This is a genomic window from Bacillus sp. OxB-1, from assembly GCF_000829195.1.
GTDB lineage: Bacteria > Bacillota > Bacilli > Bacillales_A > Planococcaceae > Sporosarcina.
The window spans coordinates 617,422-638,352 of the sequence record NZ_AP013294.1; the positions used below are offsets into that span (position 1 = coordinate 617,422).

The window sequence follows — 20,931 nt, forward strand, 5'->3', positions numbered from 1 at the left end:
AAAATAGTTTTGACACCTAAGGGGGATGATCCGTGAAAAATTTGATCAAGGAATATCGGGAGCGCCAAGGATTGTCGCAAGGGAAGTTGGCGGATTTATGTGAGGTTAGCCGGCAAACGATCAATGCGATCGAGAATGACAAATACGACCCAAGTTTGCAGTTGGCATTTGATTTGGCGCGTACTTTGGGTGTTCGGGTAGATGAATTATTTTTGGATGAAGGGAAGGGAAAAAAATGAGCACAAAACGACTTGGTGGCCTTATTATCGGGACAGCCACGCTGGTTGTCATCATCTTCACTATCTATAAACTCTTTGCGGGAAAAGAAGTTGGGTACAATGAAATCATGACAATCGGTGTTTTACTAATGATGTACTTTTCAGCAATTACGTGGGGGACGAAAGAGGACAAGGATGGGATTCTGCAGGAGGAAGAATTGGGGCAGCGAATTACCGAGAAAAGCGCGAAAATCAGTTATTTCGTCTTACTCGTCTTCATTCTGATTGCCGTGGCCGCAGATCATTTTGTCAACGGGTCATCGAATATTTTTCTTCTGATCATTCTGGGACTTGCCATGTGCACATTGCCCTTTGTGGAATTTCTCATGGCAAGGAAATATCAATGAGGCGCTCTTCAAAAATCGTGGGGCTCTCCATCCTCAAAGAAAAATTATAAGAAAGGACAGATTGCCTAATGTGGAAAAGCTATATTCAATCCGTCACCAAAGGGTATCACTTCAAAGAACCTGCTCATCTCGCCGACATACAGCGCATTCAAAAGGAACTTCGCGTCGACTTACCTCAGGATTTACGGACGTTATTCAATGAAACCAACGGCGTATTTGATGAATTCAACTGTCCTCTTATCTGGTCTGTCGATCAAATCGTAAAAGATAACCTGTTCTTCCGGAATTCTGAGGATTACAAAGATATTTATATGCCTTTTGACCATCTCCTCTTTTTCTCAGATTCGGGTGCCGGCGATTTGTTTGGATACCCAATATTGAATGGACAAATTCAAAGAGACGATATTTTCGTCTGGGACCATGAGTCGGATAGCCGGACTTGGGTCGCTTCCTCGTTACAGGATTTTATTGAAGGATGGGCGAATGACAGGATTTCCATCTAGAGGCCAGCATCCCCCTCAAGATGCCGGTCTCGTCAGCTTCTTTTCGCCTTTTACTAATTTATCGATCACCTGGAGCATGAAGCGGATCCCTTTTTTATCGTGACGGAAATGATTGAAGCTGCCGATCACGTACGCATCCAATTGGGGATGATAAAACAGGAATGACCCTGTCGATCCGGCATTGCCCCAGACATTGTATTTCGCGGGCATCAAGATGGGAACTGTTTTGAAATTCATAACCCCATACCCATAGTCGATACCGACAAAGAACTTCGACCAGTCGCTTTTCATCTTGGCCAGCGTCTTTTCATTCACCAACTGATGATGGACCAGCGCTTTCATGAAGAGAAGCAGATCTTGCGTAGTGGAAACGATGCCGCCTCCTGCATATAAGAGACTCAAACTCGTATGATCGGTGATATCTTCATTCCGCATATACAATCGAGCCACCGGAAGTTCCGTTTCCACGACAGCATCCGAGAAAACGAGGTAGGTTTGGGTCATGCCGAGCGGCTGGAAAATCATCGTCTGCAAATTTTTCCCGAGGGACATTCCGGTTGCCTTTTCCACGATTAACCCAAGAAGATGGTAGCCTGTGTCGGAGTAATGAAACCCTTCACCAGGCGGAAAATGGGGTACAAAATGCTGTTTGGCCCATTCGATTACTTCCCGTGGTGTCCACTTGTGGGTAGGCTCCTCCAGTAGCATATCGATGATTGACTTTCCTTGTTTAGGCTGCTCTTCCACGAAATCATGCAGACCGGACGTATGGTTCAATAAATGCTTCACCCGGATATCCTCGGAATAATCGACCCTCTTATACACATGGAGGTCCTTCATCAAATCGGCATCGATATACTTGGAAATCGGGTCTTCGAAGGACAGCAAGCTCCGCTCCTCCAACATGCCGACCAACACAGCCGTGACTAGCTTGCTGACGCTCGCAATGTAATATGGTTGCCGGGGGTGATGGGTGTTTTCGCCTTCCGATACTTGTACGTCGATATCCAGTTTTTCCGAATGGACGAGCAAAGCGGAATTGTGGATTTTCGGGTCCTTTTTCACTCTTTTCTTGAAAAAATGTTCGATGGAAGCTTCCACCTGTTCTCTTGTCATCTACTCATCTCCTGTTTGATCGTTGCCCCCCCATTTCTCTTCATTATATTTCTCTGATAGAAAGCCATTCACCTCCCTGACAAATAATTTTTTATTCTTGGAACTTTCCTTTTACTCAAATCGTATATAAGCAAAAGGAGGAATTGGTATGCTATTAACCACTACTAACGTGCTGCAAGGAAAGACTGTTGAGACGTATCATGGCATCGTGTCGGGAGAGGCAATCATGGGTGCTAACATTGTCCGGGACATCTTCGCATCGGTGACCGATATCGTTGGCGGAAGAAGTGCTGCTTATGAAGATAAGCTGGCGGAAGGCCGGAAAATTGCTATGGACGAAATGGCCCAACGAGCGAAAGCTTTGGGTGCGAATGGGGTCATCGCAGTTGATCTGGATTTTGAAACGGTCCGGGAAGGCATGATGATGTGCATCGCAACAGGCACTGCGGTGACATATCGGGATGGAGAATGAGACGGAGATCTTGATTTGGGAATAAAACACCGAAACTGACGGATATACTTGCGAACTTGAAGAATATCCTGCCCAATTCAAAAAGGGGCTGTCCAGAAAGTGGATTTTCCGGTTAAACACGCAAAAAGCAAGGGCTCTGGTCGCTTTCCGCGGGCCAGCCGACGAGCCTCCTCCGGCTTACAGCCGTGCGGGGTCTCGTCGGCCGGCTTTCCCGCAGGAGTCTCCCGGCACCCTTGCTTTTTGCTAGTATCCAACTCTGTGCCTGGACTTTTTGGACAGCTCCTTTTCGTATTGATTTAACTCGTAGTAGCACCTTTCCAATGCGACACGTCTTCTTCAAGCGGGATCTGCTCGGCCCGCGCTTTGTTGGCGGCGATGAAGAAGATGGCCACCAGTGCGATAGAGATGACGGTTGCGCCGATATACGCCACGTTCATCGGCAAGCCGAATCCGATTTTCGCATTCAAGATGTACGTGGTCGTCGCCATGAGCATGAAAGTGCCCGGGATGAGCGCGACCCAGTAATTCTTCCCGGCAATGAAGAGATACATGGCCCCTACGAATAGTGCAATGACCGCGGTCGATTGGTTCGCCCAGGAGAAGTAGCGCCATAGGATATCAAAATCGATTCTTGTCAAAATGATTGAGATGACGAACATCGGAAGTGCAATCCAAAGACGGCTGACCAACTTCACTTGGGACGCTTTGAAGTAGTCGGCAATGATCATCCGCGCACTGCGGAATGCCGTATCGCCTGAAGTGATCGGCAAGATGATGACCCCGAGAATTGCCAATGTTCCGCCGACGGCTCCTAACATCATCGTGGAAGCTTCGCTGACGATCATCGCCGGACCGCCTGCTGCAAGTAGTTCATTCAACCCGACTGGGCCGTCGAAGAGGCTCATGCCTGCTGCCGCCCAGATCATCGCAATGATCGCTTCCGCAATCATCATGCCGTAGAAAATCTTCCGGCCTTGGCCTTCTTTTTGCGTTGTCCTTGAAATGATCGGTGATTGCGTTGCATGGAAACCGGACAGTGCCCCACATGAGATCGTCAAGAATAATAGCGGGAAGATCGGCAGTTTATCAGGATGCAAGTTCGCTAGCGTCAATTCCGGAATATCGGCTCCTGTCAAAATCATACCGCCGCCGACTCCGAGCGCACTGATGATAAGCAATGCACCGAAAATCGGGTAGAACCGACCGATGATCTTATCGATCGGCAGCAAGGTTGCGAGAATATAGTAAATGAAGATGGCAGCTATAATGATGCCCATCGCCGCCCAGCCATTCATCAAGTTATAGAGCAAGCCGGCTGGTGCTGAAACGAAAACCGTTCCGACCAATACCAATAAAAGAATCGCAAATGCGTTGACGACGTGCTTCATGAATTTCCCTAGGAATTTCCCTGCAAGCTCCGGCAAATGAGCACCGCGGTTGCGGATGGAAATCATGCCTGTCAAATAATCATGCACCGCCCCGGCAAAGATCGCGCCGACCACGATCCAGATGAACGCGACCGGGCCATAGAGCGCCCCCATGATCGGACCGAAGATGGGGCCGACCCCCGCGATGTTCAACAACTGGATCAATGAGTTTTTCGTCGTGCTCATCGGCACATAGTCCACACCATCGCCGCTCGTATAAGCCGGCGTGGCACGTTCCTCTTTCACGCCGAACATCTTCTCTATGAATTTGCCGTACGTAAAATAGCCGACGACCAGCAAGACGATACCGAAAAGAAATGTATACATAATTGCTCCCCCCTCTTTATGATAACGCTTTCAATCTTTCGTTTATTGTAAGGGAGAAAAGCGACGAAAAGACCCTTTTCGTCGCAACATGTAGAAATGATAGACTATTATGCAAAAATGGGGGACTGACATGCAAGGGCCTTATATTTCCAATCGCTGGCGCAAATCCTTCACATAATTCCGGCTGACAGACAGCTTTTCCGGGCGCCCTTCCAATTCCAGTTGATAGGCCCCATTGAACCAGGGCGTCAATCGGCTGACATAGTTCAAGTTGACCAAGTAGCTTTTGTGGATCCGGAAAAAGGGATATGAAGCGAGCCGACTTTCCAAGTCTTTCAATGAAATCCGCACGTCATAGTCCCGCCGCTCTGTAATGATTTTCGTCACCTTCTCTTCCCGGTACATATAGTAAATGTCCTGGATAAGAATATAGTCGATTTCCCCATCCATCTCCACCGCCAGTTTCCCGAGTTCGCTGGCCGCGTAACCCGACGATTGCGGGGCCAACCATTTTTCAATCCTACTGATCGTCTGTTGCAACTGGTCTTCATCATACGGTTTCAATAAATAATCCACTGCATTGATGCGGAAAGCTTCAGCCGCGAATTGCGGATAGGCGGTTGCAAATACGATGAGCGGCACTTTTTTTATTTCCTGAAGTGATTTCGCAACTTCCATGCCTCCCATCTTCGGCATTTCCACATCCAAGAACACGACATCCGGTTGCAGCTGCAACGTCTTCATAATGGCCGCTTCCCCCGTCTCCGCCTCCCCCACCACTTGGATGGCAGGGAACCGGCCGAGTAAAAAGGTCAATTCCTCCCGTGCATAGCGTTCATCATCGACGACCAACGTTCGAATTACACGCATCAGCCGGCCACCTCCTTTTTCGGAATGATAAAGCATACGGTCGTACATTTGCCAACATCGCTCTGGATTTGCAGGGCCGCCTGCTCGCCGAATGTCATGACAAGACGGCGGTTGACGTTAAACAAGCCCATCCCGGTTCCCGTAGCGGAAGCGATTAAATTGGATCCCAAATCGGCTAATCGCTCCGGCGGAATGCCTTGCCCATTGTCTTGCACGGCGATTTCAATGACGTCGCCCCGAGGCCGCATCTTAATATTCACAACACTGTTTTTCTCCATGTTTTTAATGCCATGCTTGATGGCATTTTCGACAATCGGCTGGAGTGTCAGCGGCGGAATCATTTCATCCAAAATCCGCTGGTCTATATCGTAGTGGATGGTCAATTTATCGACAAAGCGGGCCTCTTCAATCTTAAGGTAGGCCTCGACATGCAGAAGCTCCTGTTCCAATGTCACTTTTTCCGCGGTCGTCCCCTCCAAATTCTGCCTCAAGAAATAAGATAGCGACGTCAACAGTTTACGGGCTTGGTCCGGATCGGTCCGAATTAACGACACGATGATATTCATCGAGTTGAATAAAAAGTGAGGGCTGATCTGGGCTTGAAGCGTTTTGATCTCCGCATCTTTAGCCAATTGATGCAGCCGGTTCGCTTCGGCTATTTCAAGTTGATTGCTCAGCAGTGAACTGAGCCCTGAAATGAGCTCGACAGTCACATTGGTGATCGCCTTTTCTGATGGATAATATAATTTCAAGGTGCCGATCGTCTCACCGCCTTGTTCGAGCGGCGCAATCACTGCCGCGCCTAGCGGACAGTCATGTTGGATGCAATGGATGGCGCCTTCATCCACAACGACAAGCTGCCCTTTTTGGAGAACTTCTTTTGTAATATGGGTTTGGATGGAGCTATTTGCTTGATGATGGTCACTGGCTTCCCCGACATGCGCGAGGATTTCCGTTGTATTCGTCATCGCAACTGCGCTCGGCTGCAGCTCGCGGTATAAAATAGTACAAACTGCTTGTGCTGTCGTGTTGCTCATCCCTTGACGCAAATGACCGAGGGTTTGATCGGCGATGCGTAATGTCTTTTGTGCTTGCAAAGCGGTCGCCTTTTCCTGATCACTGATGACATTGTAGACGATGAGCAGGAAGATGGCCGTCCCAATGCCGTTCGCCAAAATCATCGGGATGCCGATCGTGTCCACTAAGACGAGAGCTTTCTCAAAAGGTTTGGATAAGAGAAGAATCACCCCCATCTGGAACGCTTCCGCCATCGCCCCGATTCCGAAAGCGGTCAACGGCTTCACATGCTTTCCTTTTTTATAAAAAGCACTGGCGATGTAGCCGGAGAGGATAGTCGATAATCCGCAGGAAATGGCCGTGAATCCGCCGAGCGACATCCGGTGCAATCCGGCAATCAGCCCCGCGCCCACTCCAAGCTTATAGCCGCCCAACAAACCGGCGACGACAACCCCGATGACACGTGAATTGGCAATCGCCTCGTCCACCGCCAGTTCCATGGCCACACTATTGAAATGCAGCGTCTCCGTGTTGAAGGCGACTCCAAAATACGTGCCGATAATGCCGAAGAAACCGAAGAAGAGGATGGCGGTCATTTCCTGCTTCCGGTTCAGCTTATCCTGGTGCACCATATTCTTGAAAAAGTCCAAACGCGTTAAGATGAACGCCACCGCAACAATCATACCGACGCGCTCCAACATGATAACCAGCAGATCCAGCATGGCGATTCCCCCTCTCCTGTCCGAAACTAGACGTGGATAAAGTATACTCCATGTTCACTGTTTACTTCATCTATCTTTCTTGATCATAGATATTTAAAAAGCCCCCAACAGGTTTTGTTGAGGCGCTCCCAGGTTGATTCATATTAAGATGTCGGAGAATCTATTCGGAAATCGGCACATATCCAGTCTTTTCTACGATTTCCTGTCCTTGTGCCGATACGATCCACTCCAGGAAGGATTCGATATGGGGATTATCACTTCCTGCCGTCACAGCGTAGAATTCATTGGTCAACGGATACTCTCTCGATCGGATCGATTCAACGGTCGGTTCCACGCCGTCCACTTGCAGCAATCGGATAGCATTGTTTTTCACCATTTGCGTGGAATAATAGCGGAACGTAAACCCGATGGCATTATTGTAGTTTTTGTAATCGGATACCTGATCGATGATTGTGCCCATCAACGACGCGATGTCTTCCACCGGCGGCTCCATGAGCGCGACATCCCCCATGAAATGTTGCAGGGCAGTCTGGCTTCCGCTATCATCCGGCCGTTGAAACGCGCGGATTGCCCTCTTCTTCCCGCCGACTTCTTTCCAGTTCGTGATTTTCCCGGAATAAATCCCTTTCAATTCATCCGTCGTCAAACCTTGCACCGGATTTCTCGCATTGACGAAAAAGACGAACGCCTCCCGTCCGATCGGCGTTAGCTTCAACTCTTTGCCCATCCGCTCGGCTTTTGCCAACTGCGCCTCGGAAGGGCCGAGTACAAAGATGATGTCCGCTCGACCATTGAGTAGATTGTCATAAGCTTCCCCGGTCCGGTTCGACATCACCTCGCTGCTGTATTGGTCATACTCCTTTTCAGGGTAGACTGCCTGCGCGAAAGCGGAGTAGATCGGATACAAGGCAGTCGCCCCGTCCAAGATTGGAAGGTTTTCTGCCAGTTTCAGTGTCGCTGGTTGATCGAGTGAGACTGCTTTTGTACCTTCTTGAAAAGGCGCATAATCGTATGTAGAAACATATCCGTCTTGGATGACCGGCCGGGTTTTATGATAAATTCCCGGTACAGCAATAGCGGTTGCCAGTACCACCGCAGCTAGCATGATGCGGTTTATGAGCTTTCTGTGACGGGTCGCCGGGAAAAAACTCATGACCATCAACGTCCCGACGATAAGATAGGAAACTACGATCAACGGCAACAGGGATTTCATTCCCATGAGGAAAATATACAGTCCGCCAATCAGAACAAATGGCAACAGAAATGCCATGACTACAACAACATACACAACGCTCCCGAATTTCCCCAAATCGATTCCCCCTTTCGTTGAAAGACGCTGGCAGATTTACCAGGGTTCCAAACAGCCCTTCTGTGTAGCTCCTATTCTAACAGGTGTGGTGAACAATCGATGGAATGGACACCTCCTGAAATTCCCCAACTCTGTTCCTATCAATAGAGTGAAACGAGACAACAATATATCTTCTGAAAATTTTTAATTTAAAGTTGAAACGTACGTTCGTATTTGATATAGTAGATTCAGTAGTTTGAGAAAGGGGTTTGCAGATTGGGTACCTATTACAGTGTCGGAATTATAACCAAGTTCAGTGCCAATTCCCATGATAATCTTTCTTTGAAGGAATGGAATGAAGTGCTAGGCCCGCGCCTCGATTTGGATCTGTTCGAAATAACCATGGAGGAGAACGAAATAAGCGGAAAAATAAAAAAAGATGTATTCAGCGAAAACATCATCGATTTCTATGATTTGCTGAGAGAAATAAGCGGACCGAATTACAATGGCAATCTCGACTATTACGAAAAAGAATACGGGGCCGATCTGGAGCAATACCAATCCGGTTATGAAACGCTATGGACCAAAAACGCAGCCAATAACCGCAAGATTGCCGTCAATACGGAATTTGCCCTTCTTTACATTGAAGGCAAAGTCCTAGTAGAAGAATTTGAAACTGATCCACAACTGATAAATTGGTTGTTCAGGAACAGCAGAATTCCCAATAAGCTTGCCGGGGCTGTTATCAGTTCTATTGTTTGAATATGAAGAAAACAGGCTTTCCTAACCGGGCAGCCTGTTCTCCTTCCATCCCTATTGACCTGATTCTGAATCACCCCAAAATATCACAGACGCGCCCAACCTGTCCGTCTTGCAACCGCACTTTAATGCCATGCGGGTGGAAGCTGGAGTTGGTCAATAAATCTTTTACAACGCCTTCCGTCTTCACTCCGGTACGCTGGTCCTTCTTCAAAATGACCGCGACTCTCAAACCCGGCTTCACATCCGCCCGATTCCGTCCATCCATTACAAGGTCCCCTCTCTCTTCCTGAAAATGCTTTGCACGACATGGGCCGTACCGGTATGGAGCTTGCGATGCACAAACACCTTTCCTCCTTTGCACACCGTATATAAAAAGCAAGCATAATCCTTAACCTTCCTCCTTCAATTGTATACCCTCCATGCAGCATGGGGCAATTTTCTGATAACGAATGCTATACTTGGAGTATCAAGCAATGGAGGAATGATAAAAATGAGACTGACTGTATATTTGGCCGGGGAAATCCATTCGTCGTGGCGCGAAGAAGTGAAACAGAAGAGCGCCGCCTTGAATTTGCCGATCGACTTTGTCGGACCGATGGAAGATCATGACCGTTCCGATAACATCGGAGAGGACATACTGGGCAAGCAGCCGAATGCGATCTTCAAAGATGCAGCGGCCTCCAGTTTCAATAATTTACGGACCGAGCTATTGATGAAAAAAGCCGATCTTGTCATTGCGCTCTTCGGTGAAAAGTACAAGCAATGGAACACAGCTATGGACGCAAGCACGGCCGTCGCACTCGGGAAGCCTTTGATCCTTATCCGTCCAGAGGCCCATCACCACGCATTGAAAGAGATCTCCCGCAAAGCGCATGCCACGTTGGAAAACGTTGACCAGGCTATTAAAGCACTGCATTATATTTTCGAATGAACGATTGGACCTTGCTGAGGCATCAGCAAGGTTTTTTATTTACACAACCTTTACATCTCATTCATATCCACTCAATATTTGTCCCTTACGATTTGAAGTGTAATGAAAATGAGTTGAGGGGGATTACAACAGATGAAGAAGACGACAGTACTTGCATCGCTCGGACTAGCCTGCTCGCTATTTTTGGCTGCCTGTAACGGAGGGGACGGAAACACAGCCGCCCAAACGTCAGAAGGGAACGCACTGAGCGGAAAAGTCGCGGGTGACGGATCGTCGACAGTCGCACCGATCATGGAAGCAATCGTGGAAGAATACGCTCAAGTGGAAAAAGACGTATTGGTTTCAGTCGGCGTATCGGGAACTGGCGGCGGATTTGAAAAATTCATCGCAGGAGAGACGGACTTCTCCAATGCCTCCCGTCCCATCAAAGATGAGGAAAAAGAAAAGTTGGAAGAAGCCGGAATCGATTACTCGGAATTGCCAATCGCATATGACGGCCTGACCGTCGTTGTGAATAAAGAGAACAACTGGATCGACTCCTTGACGGTGGAAGACCTGAAGAACATCTGGGTCGAAGACGGCACAACCAAAAAGTGGTCAGACCTTGACCCGAGCTGGCCGGATGAAGAAATTGTCTTCTACGCACCGGGTACAGACTCTGGAACCTACGACTATTTCAATGAAGTCGTCCTGGAAGATGGCGACCTCGTCAAAGCTGCCACACTTTCTGAAGATGACAATGTCCTCGTGACAGGAATCAAAGGCGATGTCAACGCAATCGGATTCTTCGGCTACGCGTACTATGAAGCAAACAAAGATACATTGAAAGCTGTCCTGATCGACGGAGTGGAACCGAACTCGGAAACGATCGAATCCGGTGAATACACACCATTCTCCCGCCCGCTTTTCGTCTACGTGAATAATGACTCTGTCAAAAATAAAGATGAAGTACGTAACTTCATGGAGTTTGTCATCGACAACTCAGCTGATATGGCCAAAGCGGTCGGCTACGTCCAACTGCCGGAAGAAGAATATAAAAAGACACGCGACGCATTGGACGCTGTTAAATAAACAGCCCCACCCAGGCTGCTCCAGCTTCATCGAGCAGCTTTCTTTATTCGGGGGAGGCTTCTAACTGAAGTTTGGCATCGGCTATGAAACATTTCAGAGGAACCGAGCAACGTCCGAGGCCTACCTCGAAACGTTTTCAAAGAACCACCCAACATCCGAAGCCAACTTCGAAACGTTTCAGGTACCTCACAACGTTTATAGATTAGTTCTAAACGTTTCTGAAGTACCTGGCAACATCCGAGGCCTACCTCGAAACGTTTTCAAAGAACCTAACAACATCCGAAGCCAACTTCGAAACATTTCAGGTACCTCACAACGTTTATAGACTAGTTCTAAACATTTCAAAAGAACCTGGCAACGTCCGAGTACAACCTCGAAACGTTTTCAAAGAACCTAACAACATCCGAAGCCAACTTCGAAACATTTCAGGTACCTCACAACGTTTATAGACTAGTTCTAAACATTTCAAAAGAACCTGGCAACGTCCGAGTACAACCTCGAAACGTTTTCAAAGAACCACCCAACATTCAACGCCAACTTCGAAACATCAATGGCCATGCCATTTTAAAAAATCACCCTAAAGGAGTGCTCGTGTTGACTGCGATTCAACCGGTTGAGAAGACCAGGACCCGTGACCTCATTGCCGCGGCGAAAAAGAGGGAGACGTTCGGGAAACTCGTGCCGCATCTCTTGCTGGCGGTCACGTGCGTCACGATCCTGGCGACGTTCGGCATTGTGTTTACCTTATTGAAAGAGACCCTCACGTTTTTCGGCCAAGTGAAAGTGGTGGATTTCCTGTTCGGCACCGAATGGGCACCCTTTTCCAATGCAGCACCGGCATTCGGTGTCCTGCCACTTGTTGTCGGCACGCTGAAAATCGCTGGCGTGGCCTTGCTCGTCAGCGTTCCGGCCGGTTTGGCTTGTGCCTTGTTCCTAAGTGAATACGCCTCGCCCGCCGTCAAGAAATTCATCAAACCAATCATTGAATTGCTCGCAGGGATTCCGACAATCGTCTACGGCTTCTTCGCCCTGACATTTGTCACGCCTTGGTTACAGTCTTTCATTCCCGCCTTGAAACTGTTTAACGCGCTAAGTGCCGGAATCGTCGTCGGCATTATGATCCTGCCGATGATCGTTTCGCTGTCGGAAGATGCGCTGTCGGCGGTGCCCGCTTCCTTCCGTGAAGGTGCGTATGGGCTTGGGGCCACTAAATTCGAGACGGCCGTCAAAGTCGTCTTTCCGGCCGCCATTTCGGGAATCGCCGCCTCTATCATTTTGGCAGCTTCCCGCGCCATTGGAGAAACGATGATCGTCTCGCTCGCCGCCGGCTCGACGCCCGCATTCGATCTGGACTTGACCGGTTCCATCCAGACGATGACTTCTTATATCGTCCAAGTGGCCACGGGGGACGCCGGCTATGGCACAACCATCTACTATTCCATATATGCGGTCGGCTTCACCTTGTTCCTTTTCACGTTCGCCATGAACCGGATCGCTTTATTCATTAAGACCAAATTCAGGGAGGAGTATTGATATGGTACGTGTTCTTCCATCGAAGACCAACCGGCGGCTCGCGAAGGATTCTGCCGTGAAGTGGCTGTTCAGTGCAGCAGCTGTCCTTTTGCTCGCCATCATCGCCTTCCTCTTTTACGGAATCGCGGCAGATGGCGTCGGGCGGTTGAACCTTTCGTTCTTCTCGAATTTCGGATCCCGCTTCCCCGAGCAGGCCGGTATCAAAGCGGCGCTCGTCGGCACTTTGGCCCTTATGGCGGTCGTCATTCCGGTCTCTCTGTTCATAGGTCTCTGTTCCGCCATTTATCTCGAAGAGTATGCGCCGAAGAACAGATGGACTGCCTTTATCGAGATGAACATCAGCAACCTTGCCGGCGTTCCGTCCGTCGTCTTCGGATTGCTCGGACTGACGGTTTTCGTCCGCTCATTTTCGCTCAGCAACAGCATACTCGCCGCCGGATTGACGATGAGTCTGCTAATCTTGCCGATCATCATCGTCGCATCGCAAGAAGCGATCCGCTCTGTCCCGGACGCCCTGCGGGAAGCGTCATACGGAATGGGGGCAACGAAATGGCAGACGATTGTGCATGTTGTCCTGCCATCCGCCATCGGCTCGATTTTGACAGGCAGCATCTTATCGTTCTCGCGCGCTATCGGAGAAACGGCGCCGCTCATCGTCCTTGGCATTCCGGTCATCGTCCACTTTCTACCGACCGGGCCACTGAGCACGTTCACTGCCTTGCCGATGCAAATTTACGATTGGGCTAAGCGACCGCAGCCTGAATTTGCCGACGCCGCTTCTGCCGGCATCATCGTGTTGCTCGTCATTCTCGTCTCCATGAATGCAGTTGCCATTTATTTTCGAAACAGATCAGAAAAAAAGCTCCAAAACCGATAGGAGGAACCTCCCGATGACTTTATTGAGAGACCGACAAGAAGAGAAACAGCTTCGCGTGGTGAAAAACACCAACTGGCAAAAGCCTGTCTATGAAACAAACGGCCTGAACGTCTGGTATGGCACGTCCCATGCGTTGAAAAATATCGATTTAACCATCAATGAAAAAGAAGTGACCGCCATTATTGGGCCTTCTGGCTGCGGAAAATCCACTTACTTGAAAACGTTGAACCGGATGGTCGAGAACGCGTCGGATGTGACGATATCTGGAAATATCACTTTGATGGGCAATAATATTCTCGGCAAGGCGATGCCCGTCGAAGAGTTGCGTTCGAAAGTCGGAATGGTCTTCCAAAAACCGAATCCCTTTCCGAAGTCGATCTATGAAAATGTGGCGTTCGGTCCGAAAATCCATGGCATCCGTAACAAATCCGTGCTGGATTCCATTGTCGAAGACAGTTTACGGAAAGCGGCTCTATGGGACGAAGTGAAGGACCGTCTCCATAAGAGTGCATACAGTCTTTCCGGCGGCCAACAGCAACGGCTGTGCATTGCCCGCTGTCTCGCAATTGACCCTGAAGTGATCTTGATGGATGAACCGACATCGGCCCTAGACCCTGTCTCCACCCATAAAGTTGAAGAATTGATCAATTCAATTAAAAACGATGTCACAGTTGCCATCGTGACTCATAATATGCAGCAAGCGGCCCGCATCTCCGACCGAACCGCATTCTTCCTGAATGGGGAAATCGTCGAATGCGACCGTACCACTACCCTCTTCAGCACACCTACCGATGAACGGACCGATGATTATATTAATGGCCGATTCGGTTGAATCAACCATAGAAAGTTATCCGCCCCACAAGAAGCGGATAACTTTTTTTATGTCCTCATGGTAGAATAGTAGACAACTAGAAGGGATTTCAAAAAGAAATGAGGACATTTTATGAGTAAAGGCGGGTTGCGGAGAAAATATCAACGCTCCACGTTGTTCTTGCTGATCATTTTGGCACCCATCATCTTCGGAACTTATTTATTTCTCCATCACGAGTGGGAAGACCTGGCTGCCAAACGACAAATTACCTATGAGAAGGCAATGGCAATGGAGGAGCTTGCCCGTTCTGTCCACGGCCTTTTTTTGAGGGCGCGGGGATATTACGCCTTCCAAATAGACGCCGAACTGGATGCCGCTTATGCGGAAATGGAAAACGTCCGACAAGCGATCGATCACTTACGGGCTAGCCAATTAAATGAAGAAGAACGGGATTTGATTGACGAAATTGAGGGGTTTCTCACCCACTACGAGGAAGTCACCCTTCCTTACGGCATTTCCCTTGTCCAAGCAAATGATTATGAAGGATTGCGGAAACTTTCCATTGGCGGCACGAATGATACCGTCAATAAGTTCATCGACTACTCGGAAAAATATAAGGAAAACCTCAATGACGGCCTTCTCAGCATGTTCGGAAAACTGACCAAGCAATTGAACCTGTTCTATCTCTACATCTTGCTTGGCGGGACGGTGCTGCTGCTCGCCATCCTCTGGGTCATCCGGCGGGTCATCATTGACATCATCCGACCGATTGAACAGATGAAGTGGGCAGCCGACCGGTATCAGGACGGACACGATTTCCAATTCAACCCAATCGAGCGGACAGATGAAATTGGCGCGCTTTCCGATTCATTCGCCCGGATGATCCATACGATCCATACGAAGGAAGATGAGTTGACGGCCCAAAACGAAGAACTCCTTTCCCAACAAGAAGAATTGATGGATAAGCAAACCCGCATGGAAACAGCGCTGTCCTCTGCACGGCACACTAAAATCCGGTTGGAGCGCTACAATGGGCTGAATCACCAATTGTCGTTTTCGTTGGACAAACAGGAAATTTTGGATATCGTGCTCCAATACTTTGATGAGTTATATAAACTCGATCTAGGGGCTGTCTGGTTGCCGCAGAGCGGAGAATACAGCTTGAAGGGTCTTTCGGATGAACGCTTCGAAAGTTTCAAGCAGGTGCAATTCGAGTATATTCAGCTACGATTAGGCAAGGAGCCTTACTTTGTGATGAAGCGGGAAGCGAATTACGAAAAAGGCATTTCCACTGGCCGGACGTATGTCTATGACTACTTTGCCGGGATTAAGGAACATTCGACACAACTCGGTGTAACCGTAGCTTTCTCGCGCATCGGGCGGCCGTTCTCGGAGGAAGATACGCTTGATATATATGGACTGCTCAAGCGGGTTGTGCTGGCGATCGACCGGGTGGAGCAATATGAAAAAGTCAACCGAGAGCGAATGCTGAGTCAGACGATCTTGGATAACATCAACGAAGGAATCCAATTCGTTTCAAAGGATGGCATGCAAGATATCTATAACAGATCTCTCTTCCGCTTATTCGAGTTTCCAAGCGAATCGGATACGCAAGGGGTCGACCCGGAAAAATGGCTCGACCATGCGTTGGACAAGGCGAGGGACGACGGCGAATTGAAGTCGTTTTTCAATGCAGCCCTCGATTCAGACATTGTTTCCCAAACGTCTTATCGAATTCCGGGAAATGACTTGAAAGTGATGAATGTATACAGCGTGCCCGTAATCATCGAGCAAGAACGGATTGGCACCATTTTCGTGCACCGTGACATTACCCAAGAATATGAAATCGACCGGATGAAGACAGAACTTGTTTCCACGGTGAGCCATGAATTGCGGACCCCTCTTTCCAGCGTGCTCGGGTTCACGGAGCTTTTATTATCGAAAGAGATGGACGGTAAACGGCAGAAGCGTTATTTGGAAACGATCCACAAAGAAGCGAAACGGCTGACGAGTCTCATTAACGATTTCCTGGATTTGCAACGGATGGAATCGGGTCGCCAATCCTATCAAATGGCTGAGATGAATCTTTCGGAAGTGGCGAAAGAAGTGATGGACATGTTCCAAGTGGACGAAACCCACTCCATCGCGATTGTTGACAAAGCCATCCAGCCGATCATCACGGCAGACCATGACAAGTTAGTCCAAGTGTTCACCAATTTGTTGAGCAATGCTTTGAAGTTTTCACCGGAAGGAGGGAATGTTCGGATTACGATTACAACCGAGGAGGACCGGGCCGTCGTGTCCGTCGAGGATGAAGGAATCGGGATTCCAGCCAATCAAATCGATAAAATGTTCGATAAGTTTCAGCGCTTCGATAATAGCTATAGCCGTAAAATTGGCGGAACAGGTCTGGGGTTGGCCATTTGCCGAGAAATTGTGGAACAGCATGGAGGGAAGATCTGGATCGAATCCGAAGAAAATATCGGTACGACGGTGTTCTTTTCATTGCCATTGAAGGCATTGGCCAAAACAGAGCTTCTATCGGCCAATAGCACTCGGTGATGATTGTGGAAGATGACTCCAGCATTGCATTGTTGCTCGGGGAAGAACTGAAGACGAAGGGCTACTCGGTCATCCACCAATCCAAAGTGAATCCAGCTTTCACCTATGCCAAGGATGAACAGCCCGATTGCATCGTCGTCGACTTGTTGCTTGGCGAGAAACAGACAGGCTGGGACCTTGTTCAGCGGTTGAAAGAGGAAGAAGCCACTCGGCATATTCCAATTGTCATTTCCTCCGCCTTGGAAGAACAGCAGGATCTCGTCAACAAGTTCAACGTCGACCACTACATGACTAAACCGTATCCGCTCCAAGAATTATCCGGCACCATCGCACAAGCCCTGCAAAAGCGCGATGGTCTGATCCTATATCCCGACGAGGCTGCGGCAACCGAGTAAGAGAGACAGGGAATCCAATCCGGGTTCCCTGTTTTGAATTGAGGAGAGCTCGGGCCTGCGTTGCGTAATGGAGGCAAAATGTTGGGAGGTTCAGGATATATGTTGCGAGGTGGACGTATTTCATTGCGAAGTTGCACGCTTAGATGTTGGAAAGTTTGGGGAATATGTGGTGAGGTGCTGGATACGTGATGAAGCTCGAGGAATACGTTGCAAGGTCGGGGCAAAACGTTGGGAAGTTCGATACTATTGTAATAAGGTTTAACCGAAATGTTGCGAGCTAGATCAAATGGGACTTGAAGATTCATTCTAAGGTGATTGTTGAAAGGAGCGTGAAACGATGGATTTCGAAATGGTGATGCAGGAGCTGGAAATGCTCGGTAAGGAACGCATCAAAAAGACTTACATTAACAACGGGGCACACGAGCCTTTGTTTGGCGTAGCGACAGGGGCTATGAAGCCAATCGCAAAGAAAATAAAAATCAATCAACCGTTAGCCGAAGAGCTTTATGCAACAGGCAACTATGATGCTATGTACTTCGCAGGCATTATCGCGGACCCGAAAGCGATGTCTGCGCCGGATTTTGACCGCTGGATAGATGGAGCCTATTTCTACATGCTGTCCGATTATGTCGTAGCAGTCACTTTATCCGAGTCGGACATTGCACAAAACGTCGCGGATGAATGGATTGCGAGCGGCGCTGAACTGAGGATGTCAGCGGGCTGGAGCTGCTACTGCTGGCTTTTAGGGAATCGGAAGGATAATGAATTTACAGAAAGCAAGATTTCTCAGATGCTGGATCTTGTGAAGATTACGATTCACAACTCGCCGGAACGAACAAAATCTGCCATGAACAATTTTCTGTACACCGTGGGGATTTCATATGTGCCGCTACACGACAAGGCCGTCGAGACCGCAAAGGAAGTCGGTACAGTGGAAGTCAAACGAGACAAGAAGAAAAGCAGTTTTCTTAACGCTTACGACAGTATTCAGAAAGAATTGGATCGAGGGAGACTTGGTTTCAAACGCAAATATGTAAGATGTTAACATTTTTTACATCGAGGTAGAACTAAACAACGGGTCGACACTATAAATCCAGTAGAGAAAGGGACGTTACAGATGAAAAACGTAATGCCATTTTTAATGTTTCAAGGCGGTATTGCAGAAGAAGCCATGAATTACTACACATCACTCATTGAAGATTCAGAAGTTAAAAGCATTACTCGATACGGGGCTGATGGACCCGGCAAAGAAGGTACCGTGATGCAGGCTGTATTCTCGTTAAAGGGACAAGAGTTCATGTGCATCGACAGTCATGTTGACCATAAGTTTACGTTTACCCCTTCTTTTTCGATCTATCTTACATGCGATACCGAAGAGGAAATCGACAGTCTATATAATAAAATGATGCAAAATGGAACAGCACTCATGCCGATAGATAACTACGGATTCAGCAAAAAGTTTGGATGGCTGAATGATCAGTTCGGTGTATCCTGGCAGTTGAACTTACCCGAGTAAGTTGGTTGCAATGGGTGCGGCATCTCTCAAAATAACACCCAAAGCCCAATTTCTCATGAAACCTAAGAAATTGGGCTTTTCACTAGTTATCCATTCAAAATTTCGTTCACCAGAGCGACGAGTTCAGAGGGGCTGAACGGTTTCGGCATAAAATACTTGGCGCCGAACTGGTGGGCCATATCGCGGTCTTGTTGCTGGGCTTTGGCGGTCAACATGATGATCGGCACTTCAAGCTGTAGAGGCTGGATTTTTTCCAACACTTCCATCCCTGTCAAATGGGGCATCATATAATCCAGGATGATTAGATCATACGGTTCATTGGCAATGCGCTCGAACCCCTCCTCCCCGTCTTCGGCTTCCTCGACCGCATACCCTTCAAACTCAAGAGTATCCATAATGAGCATCCGCAATATTCCTTCATCATCCACGACCAGAATTCTTTTGGTTTCCATCGACCCGTCAAACTCCTCTCCTGCATTCCCCATCTATTATAAAATCCGTGTTGACAGCTTTTGCACGCGTGTCACGATGTCCTTCGGCTGGAAAGGTTTCATAATATAATCATCGGCCCCCAACCACAAGGCTGCCTTGATATCCGATTCGCCCGTGCGAGCGGTCATCATGGAGACAAGGACGTTCTTTTGATCCACATCCCGCTTCAATCGGCTAAGCACTTCCAACCCGTCCATTTCCGGCATGATGCCGTCCAGTAAGACAATATAATATTGATCCGGCCGGTACCAATCCGACTCCAAAAAGGCGGGGCCGTCCGGATAGATATGAACATCAATCTCAATTCCCGGCAACGTCAGTCCTGCCAGCTGTTCAGAAAGCATCGTACGGATCAATGTATCATCATCAATGACCATAATATGGAGTTTCCGTTTAGCCCGCACCGTGGCATCGTATGTGACCGACCGGTTCCGACCACTCCGTTTTGCTTCATAGAGCGCTTGGTCAGCCTCGGAAATCACTTTTTCGATGCTGCCCCCGAATGTCGCGATGCCAGCGGAGAATGTGACGGAAAAGCGGTGACCGCCCTCTTCAAATACGATGGCATTGAACCGCTCCCGCAATCGATCGAGAAAAACGGTCGCCTTTTCGGCAGTAGCCCCGTGTAAAATGAAGGAGAACTCTTCCCCGCCATATCGGAAGACATGGTCGGTCTCCCGTTTTTCTTCCAAGGCGATCGCCCCTAACGTCCTCAGTACTTCATCCCCCGCCGGATGGCCGTATTGATCATTCACTTTTTTGAAGTGGTCGAGATCCAGCATGACTAGGGAAAATCCGACACCCGTCCTCTCCGACAACTCCGCGAAGTAGGAAATCATTTCATCGAAGTGACGACGGTTCCCGACACCCGTCAGCCCGTCTGTGATAACCGACTGGCCGATCATTTTGCGCATTTTTTCGCGATTCAACAGATACGGAATGAAGATGTCCATATCAAACGGCTTCTTCAAAAAATCCATCGCTCCGCTCTGATAGGCCGAGGCCCGATTAGCCTGGGAAGCATCGACGCTCGTGATGATAGTGATCACTTGGCGAACTTGCGCTGTTTCGGAAATATGCCCAAGTACTTGAAATCCCGTCATGTCCGGCAAATACAAGTCGATCAACACATAATGCGGCCGGACGGAGTAAAATTGTTCGATCCCCCGCTTCCCGTTCAATGCGATGATCACTTGCGCTCCCATCTTTTCAAGCAGCTCCTTGACATACGAAACGAATTCCAAATCGTCGTCAATAATCAAGACGGCCGTCTCTTCATCCAGACTATTCAAGTATGAGGGCGGCAGCTGGAATTCATTCAATTCCTGGCCCCCTTCTATGGCACGCCAAATCCGGTTTTTGAAGTTATTAAGCGTATGAACGGGAATCGTGCTTTCATTGTGGGCAGATAAAATATCAAGTTGCGCTGAACAAAAAGCGGACAGGGCGTCCAATCCGATGGTACCTGACGTGCCTTTTAATGTATGTAAAAACTTGTATAACTCTCTTTCAGTGATGACTGTTTTCTCTCCCCACTCCGCAAACGTTCCACGAACCCGTTCTCGCAGCAATTCCTGATAATTCTTACCCATTTTTCAAACCCCCAGCTCAATT

Annotated in this window: 22 protein-coding genes; 14 read left to right on the plus strand and 8 right to left on the minus strand. The window is 48.6% G+C overall.

Features of this window, described 5'->3' with window-relative positions:
• Positions 1 to 32: 32 nt before the first annotated feature.
• The 3 genes from OXB_RS03240 (at position 33) to OXB_RS03250 (ending at position 1,128) form a co-directional block, all read left to right on the plus strand.
• Entirely contained in the window at positions 33 to 239 is a 207-nt protein-coding gene (locus OXB_RS03240) for a helix-turn-helix transcriptional regulator (RefSeq protein WP_041071858.1), read from the plus strand.
• Positions 236 to 625, plus strand: a complete 390-nt coding sequence (locus OXB_RS03245) for a hypothetical protein (RefSeq protein WP_041071860.1) — start codon at positions 236 to 238, stop codon at positions 623 to 625. Before OXB_RS03240 ends, OXB_RS03245 begins: the two co-directional genes overlap by 4 nt.
• Positions 626 to 693: 68 nt before the next feature.
• Positions 694 to 1,128 (plus strand): SMI1/KNR4 family protein, encoded by a 435-nt coding sequence (locus OXB_RS03250; protein ID WP_041071862.1) that lies wholly within the window; start codon positions 694 to 696, stop codon positions 1,126 to 1,128.
• A 15-nt stretch (positions 1,129 to 1,143) separates the two neighbouring features.
• Here OXB_RS03250 and OXB_RS03255 read toward each other — a convergent pair whose 3' ends face one another.
• Positions 1,144 to 2,244: a serine hydrolase domain-containing protein gene (locus OXB_RS03255; protein ID WP_041071864.1), complete on the minus strand. Its 1,101-nt coding sequence runs from the start codon at positions 2,242 to 2,244 to the stop codon at positions 1,144 to 1,146.
• A gap of 148 nt (positions 2,245 to 2,392) precedes the next feature.
• Between OXB_RS03255 and OXB_RS03260 the strand changes: the two genes are divergently transcribed.
• Positions 2,393 to 2,716, plus strand: coding sequence for a YbjQ family protein (locus tag OXB_RS03260; protein WP_041071866.1), 324 nt, complete (start codon positions 2,393 to 2,395; stop codon positions 2,714 to 2,716).
• A gap of 296 nt (positions 2,717 to 3,012) precedes the next feature.
• Here the strand turns inward: OXB_RS03260 and OXB_RS03265 are convergent, their stop codons facing one another.
• From OXB_RS03265 to OXB_RS03280, 4 genes are all read right to left on the minus strand, one after another.
• Positions 3,013 to 4,470 (minus strand): carbon starvation CstA family protein, encoded by a 1,458-nt coding sequence (locus OXB_RS03265; protein WP_041071868.1) that lies wholly within the window; start codon positions 4,468 to 4,470, stop codon positions 3,013 to 3,015.
• Between the two features lie 141 nt (positions 4,471 to 4,611).
• Positions 4,612 to 5,343, minus strand: a complete 732-nt coding sequence (locus tag OXB_RS03270) for a LytR/AlgR family response regulator transcription factor (RefSeq protein ID WP_041076229.1) — start codon at positions 5,341 to 5,343, stop codon at positions 4,612 to 4,614.
• Positions 5,340 to 7,079 carry a sensor histidine kinase gene (locus tag OXB_RS03275; RefSeq protein WP_041071870.1) on the minus strand — a complete coding sequence of 580 codons (1,740 nt, stop codon included), beginning with the start codon at positions 7,077 to 7,079 and terminating at the stop codon, positions 5,340 to 5,342. The genes OXB_RS03270 and OXB_RS03275 overlap by 4 nt, the downstream gene beginning before the upstream one ends.
• 160 nt (positions 7,080 to 7,239) lie before the next feature.
• A complete protein-coding gene (locus OXB_RS03280) occupies positions 7,240 to 8,388 on the minus strand; it encodes a PstS family phosphate ABC transporter substrate-binding protein (protein WP_041071872.1) in 1,149 nt (382 codons plus the stop codon).
• A gap of 255 nt (positions 8,389 to 8,643) precedes the next feature.
• Here OXB_RS03280 and OXB_RS03285 point away from each other — a divergent pair, with 255 nt between their 5' ends.
• On the plus strand, positions 8,644 to 9,129 hold the full coding sequence (locus OXB_RS03285) for a hypothetical protein (protein ID WP_041071874.1): 486 nt from the start codon (positions 8,644 to 8,646) through the stop codon (positions 9,127 to 9,129).
• 70 nt (positions 9,130 to 9,199) lie between these two features.
• Here the strand turns inward: OXB_RS03285 and OXB_RS03290 are convergent, their stop codons facing one another.
• Positions 9,200 to 9,394 carry a YwbE family protein gene (locus tag OXB_RS03290; RefSeq protein WP_041071875.1) on the minus strand — a complete coding sequence of 65 codons (195 nt, stop codon included), beginning with the start codon at positions 9,392 to 9,394 and terminating at the stop codon, positions 9,200 to 9,202.
• A 225-nt stretch (positions 9,395 to 9,619) separates the two neighbouring features.
• Between OXB_RS03290 and OXB_RS03295 the strand changes: the two genes are divergently transcribed.
• The 9 genes from OXB_RS03295 (at position 9,620) to OXB_RS03330 (ending at position 18,825) form a co-directional block, all read left to right on the plus strand.
• A complete protein-coding gene (locus OXB_RS03295; protein ID WP_041071876.1) occupies positions 9,620 to 10,060 on the plus strand; it encodes a YtoQ family protein in 441 nt (146 codons plus the stop codon).
• A gap of 132 nt (positions 10,061 to 10,192) precedes the next feature.
• A complete protein-coding gene (locus OXB_RS03300; RefSeq protein ID WP_041071877.1) occupies positions 10,193 to 11,131 on the plus strand; it encodes a PstS family phosphate ABC transporter substrate-binding protein in 939 nt (312 codons plus the stop codon).
• A gap of 594 nt (positions 11,132 to 11,725) precedes the next feature.
• Complete coding sequence (gene pstC / locus OXB_RS03305; protein ID WP_052483850.1) at positions 11,726 to 12,664, plus strand: phosphate ABC transporter permease subunit PstC; 939 nt, start codon at positions 11,726 to 11,728, stop codon at positions 12,662 to 12,664.
• 1 nt (position 12,665) lies between these two features.
• Positions 12,666 to 13,541: a phosphate ABC transporter permease PstA gene (gene pstA / locus OXB_RS03310; RefSeq protein ID WP_041071878.1), complete on the plus strand. Its 876-nt coding sequence runs from the start codon at positions 12,666 to 12,668 to the stop codon at positions 13,539 to 13,541.
• Positions 13,542 to 13,554: 13 nt separating this feature from the next.
• On the plus strand, positions 13,555 to 14,373 hold the full coding sequence (pstB, locus tag OXB_RS03315) for a phosphate ABC transporter ATP-binding protein PstB (RefSeq protein WP_041071879.1): 819 nt from the start codon (positions 13,555 to 13,557) through the stop codon (positions 14,371 to 14,373).
• Between the two features lie 111 nt (positions 14,374 to 14,484).
• The gene (locus tag OXB_RS03320) at positions 14,485 to 16,914 is read left to right on the plus strand and encodes an ATP-binding protein (RefSeq protein WP_052483851.1); all 2,430 of its coding nucleotides are present in this window, start codon (positions 14,485 to 14,487) and stop codon (positions 16,912 to 16,914) included.
• Positions 16,914 to 17,309, plus strand: a complete 396-nt coding sequence (locus tag OXB_RS18325; protein WP_052483852.1) for a response regulator transcription factor — start codon at positions 16,914 to 16,916, stop codon at positions 17,307 to 17,309. Before OXB_RS03320 ends, OXB_RS18325 begins: the two co-directional genes overlap by 1 nt.
• A 337-nt stretch (positions 17,310 to 17,646) precedes the next feature.
• On the plus strand, positions 17,647 to 18,354 hold the full coding sequence (locus tag OXB_RS03325; RefSeq protein ID WP_041071880.1) for a DNA alkylation repair protein: 708 nt from the start codon (positions 17,647 to 17,649) through the stop codon (positions 18,352 to 18,354).
• A 72-nt stretch (positions 18,355 to 18,426) separates the two neighbouring features.
• On the plus strand, positions 18,427 to 18,825 hold the full coding sequence (locus OXB_RS03330) for a VOC family protein (RefSeq protein WP_041071881.1): 399 nt from the start codon (positions 18,427 to 18,429) through the stop codon (positions 18,823 to 18,825).
• 86 nt (positions 18,826 to 18,911) lie between these two features.
• Here OXB_RS03330 and OXB_RS03335 read toward each other — a convergent pair whose 3' ends face one another.
• The gene (locus tag OXB_RS03335) at positions 18,912 to 19,277 is read right to left on the minus strand and encodes a response regulator transcription factor (RefSeq protein ID WP_041071883.1); all 366 of its coding nucleotides are present in this window, start codon (positions 19,275 to 19,277) and stop codon (positions 18,912 to 18,914) included.
• A gap of 36 nt (positions 19,278 to 19,313) precedes the next feature.
• Positions 19,314 to 20,909: a diguanylate cyclase gene (locus OXB_RS03340; RefSeq protein WP_041071885.1), complete on the minus strand. Its 1,596-nt coding sequence runs from the start codon at positions 20,907 to 20,909 to the stop codon at positions 19,314 to 19,316.
• Between the last annotated feature and the right edge of the window lie 22 nt (positions 20,910 to 20,931).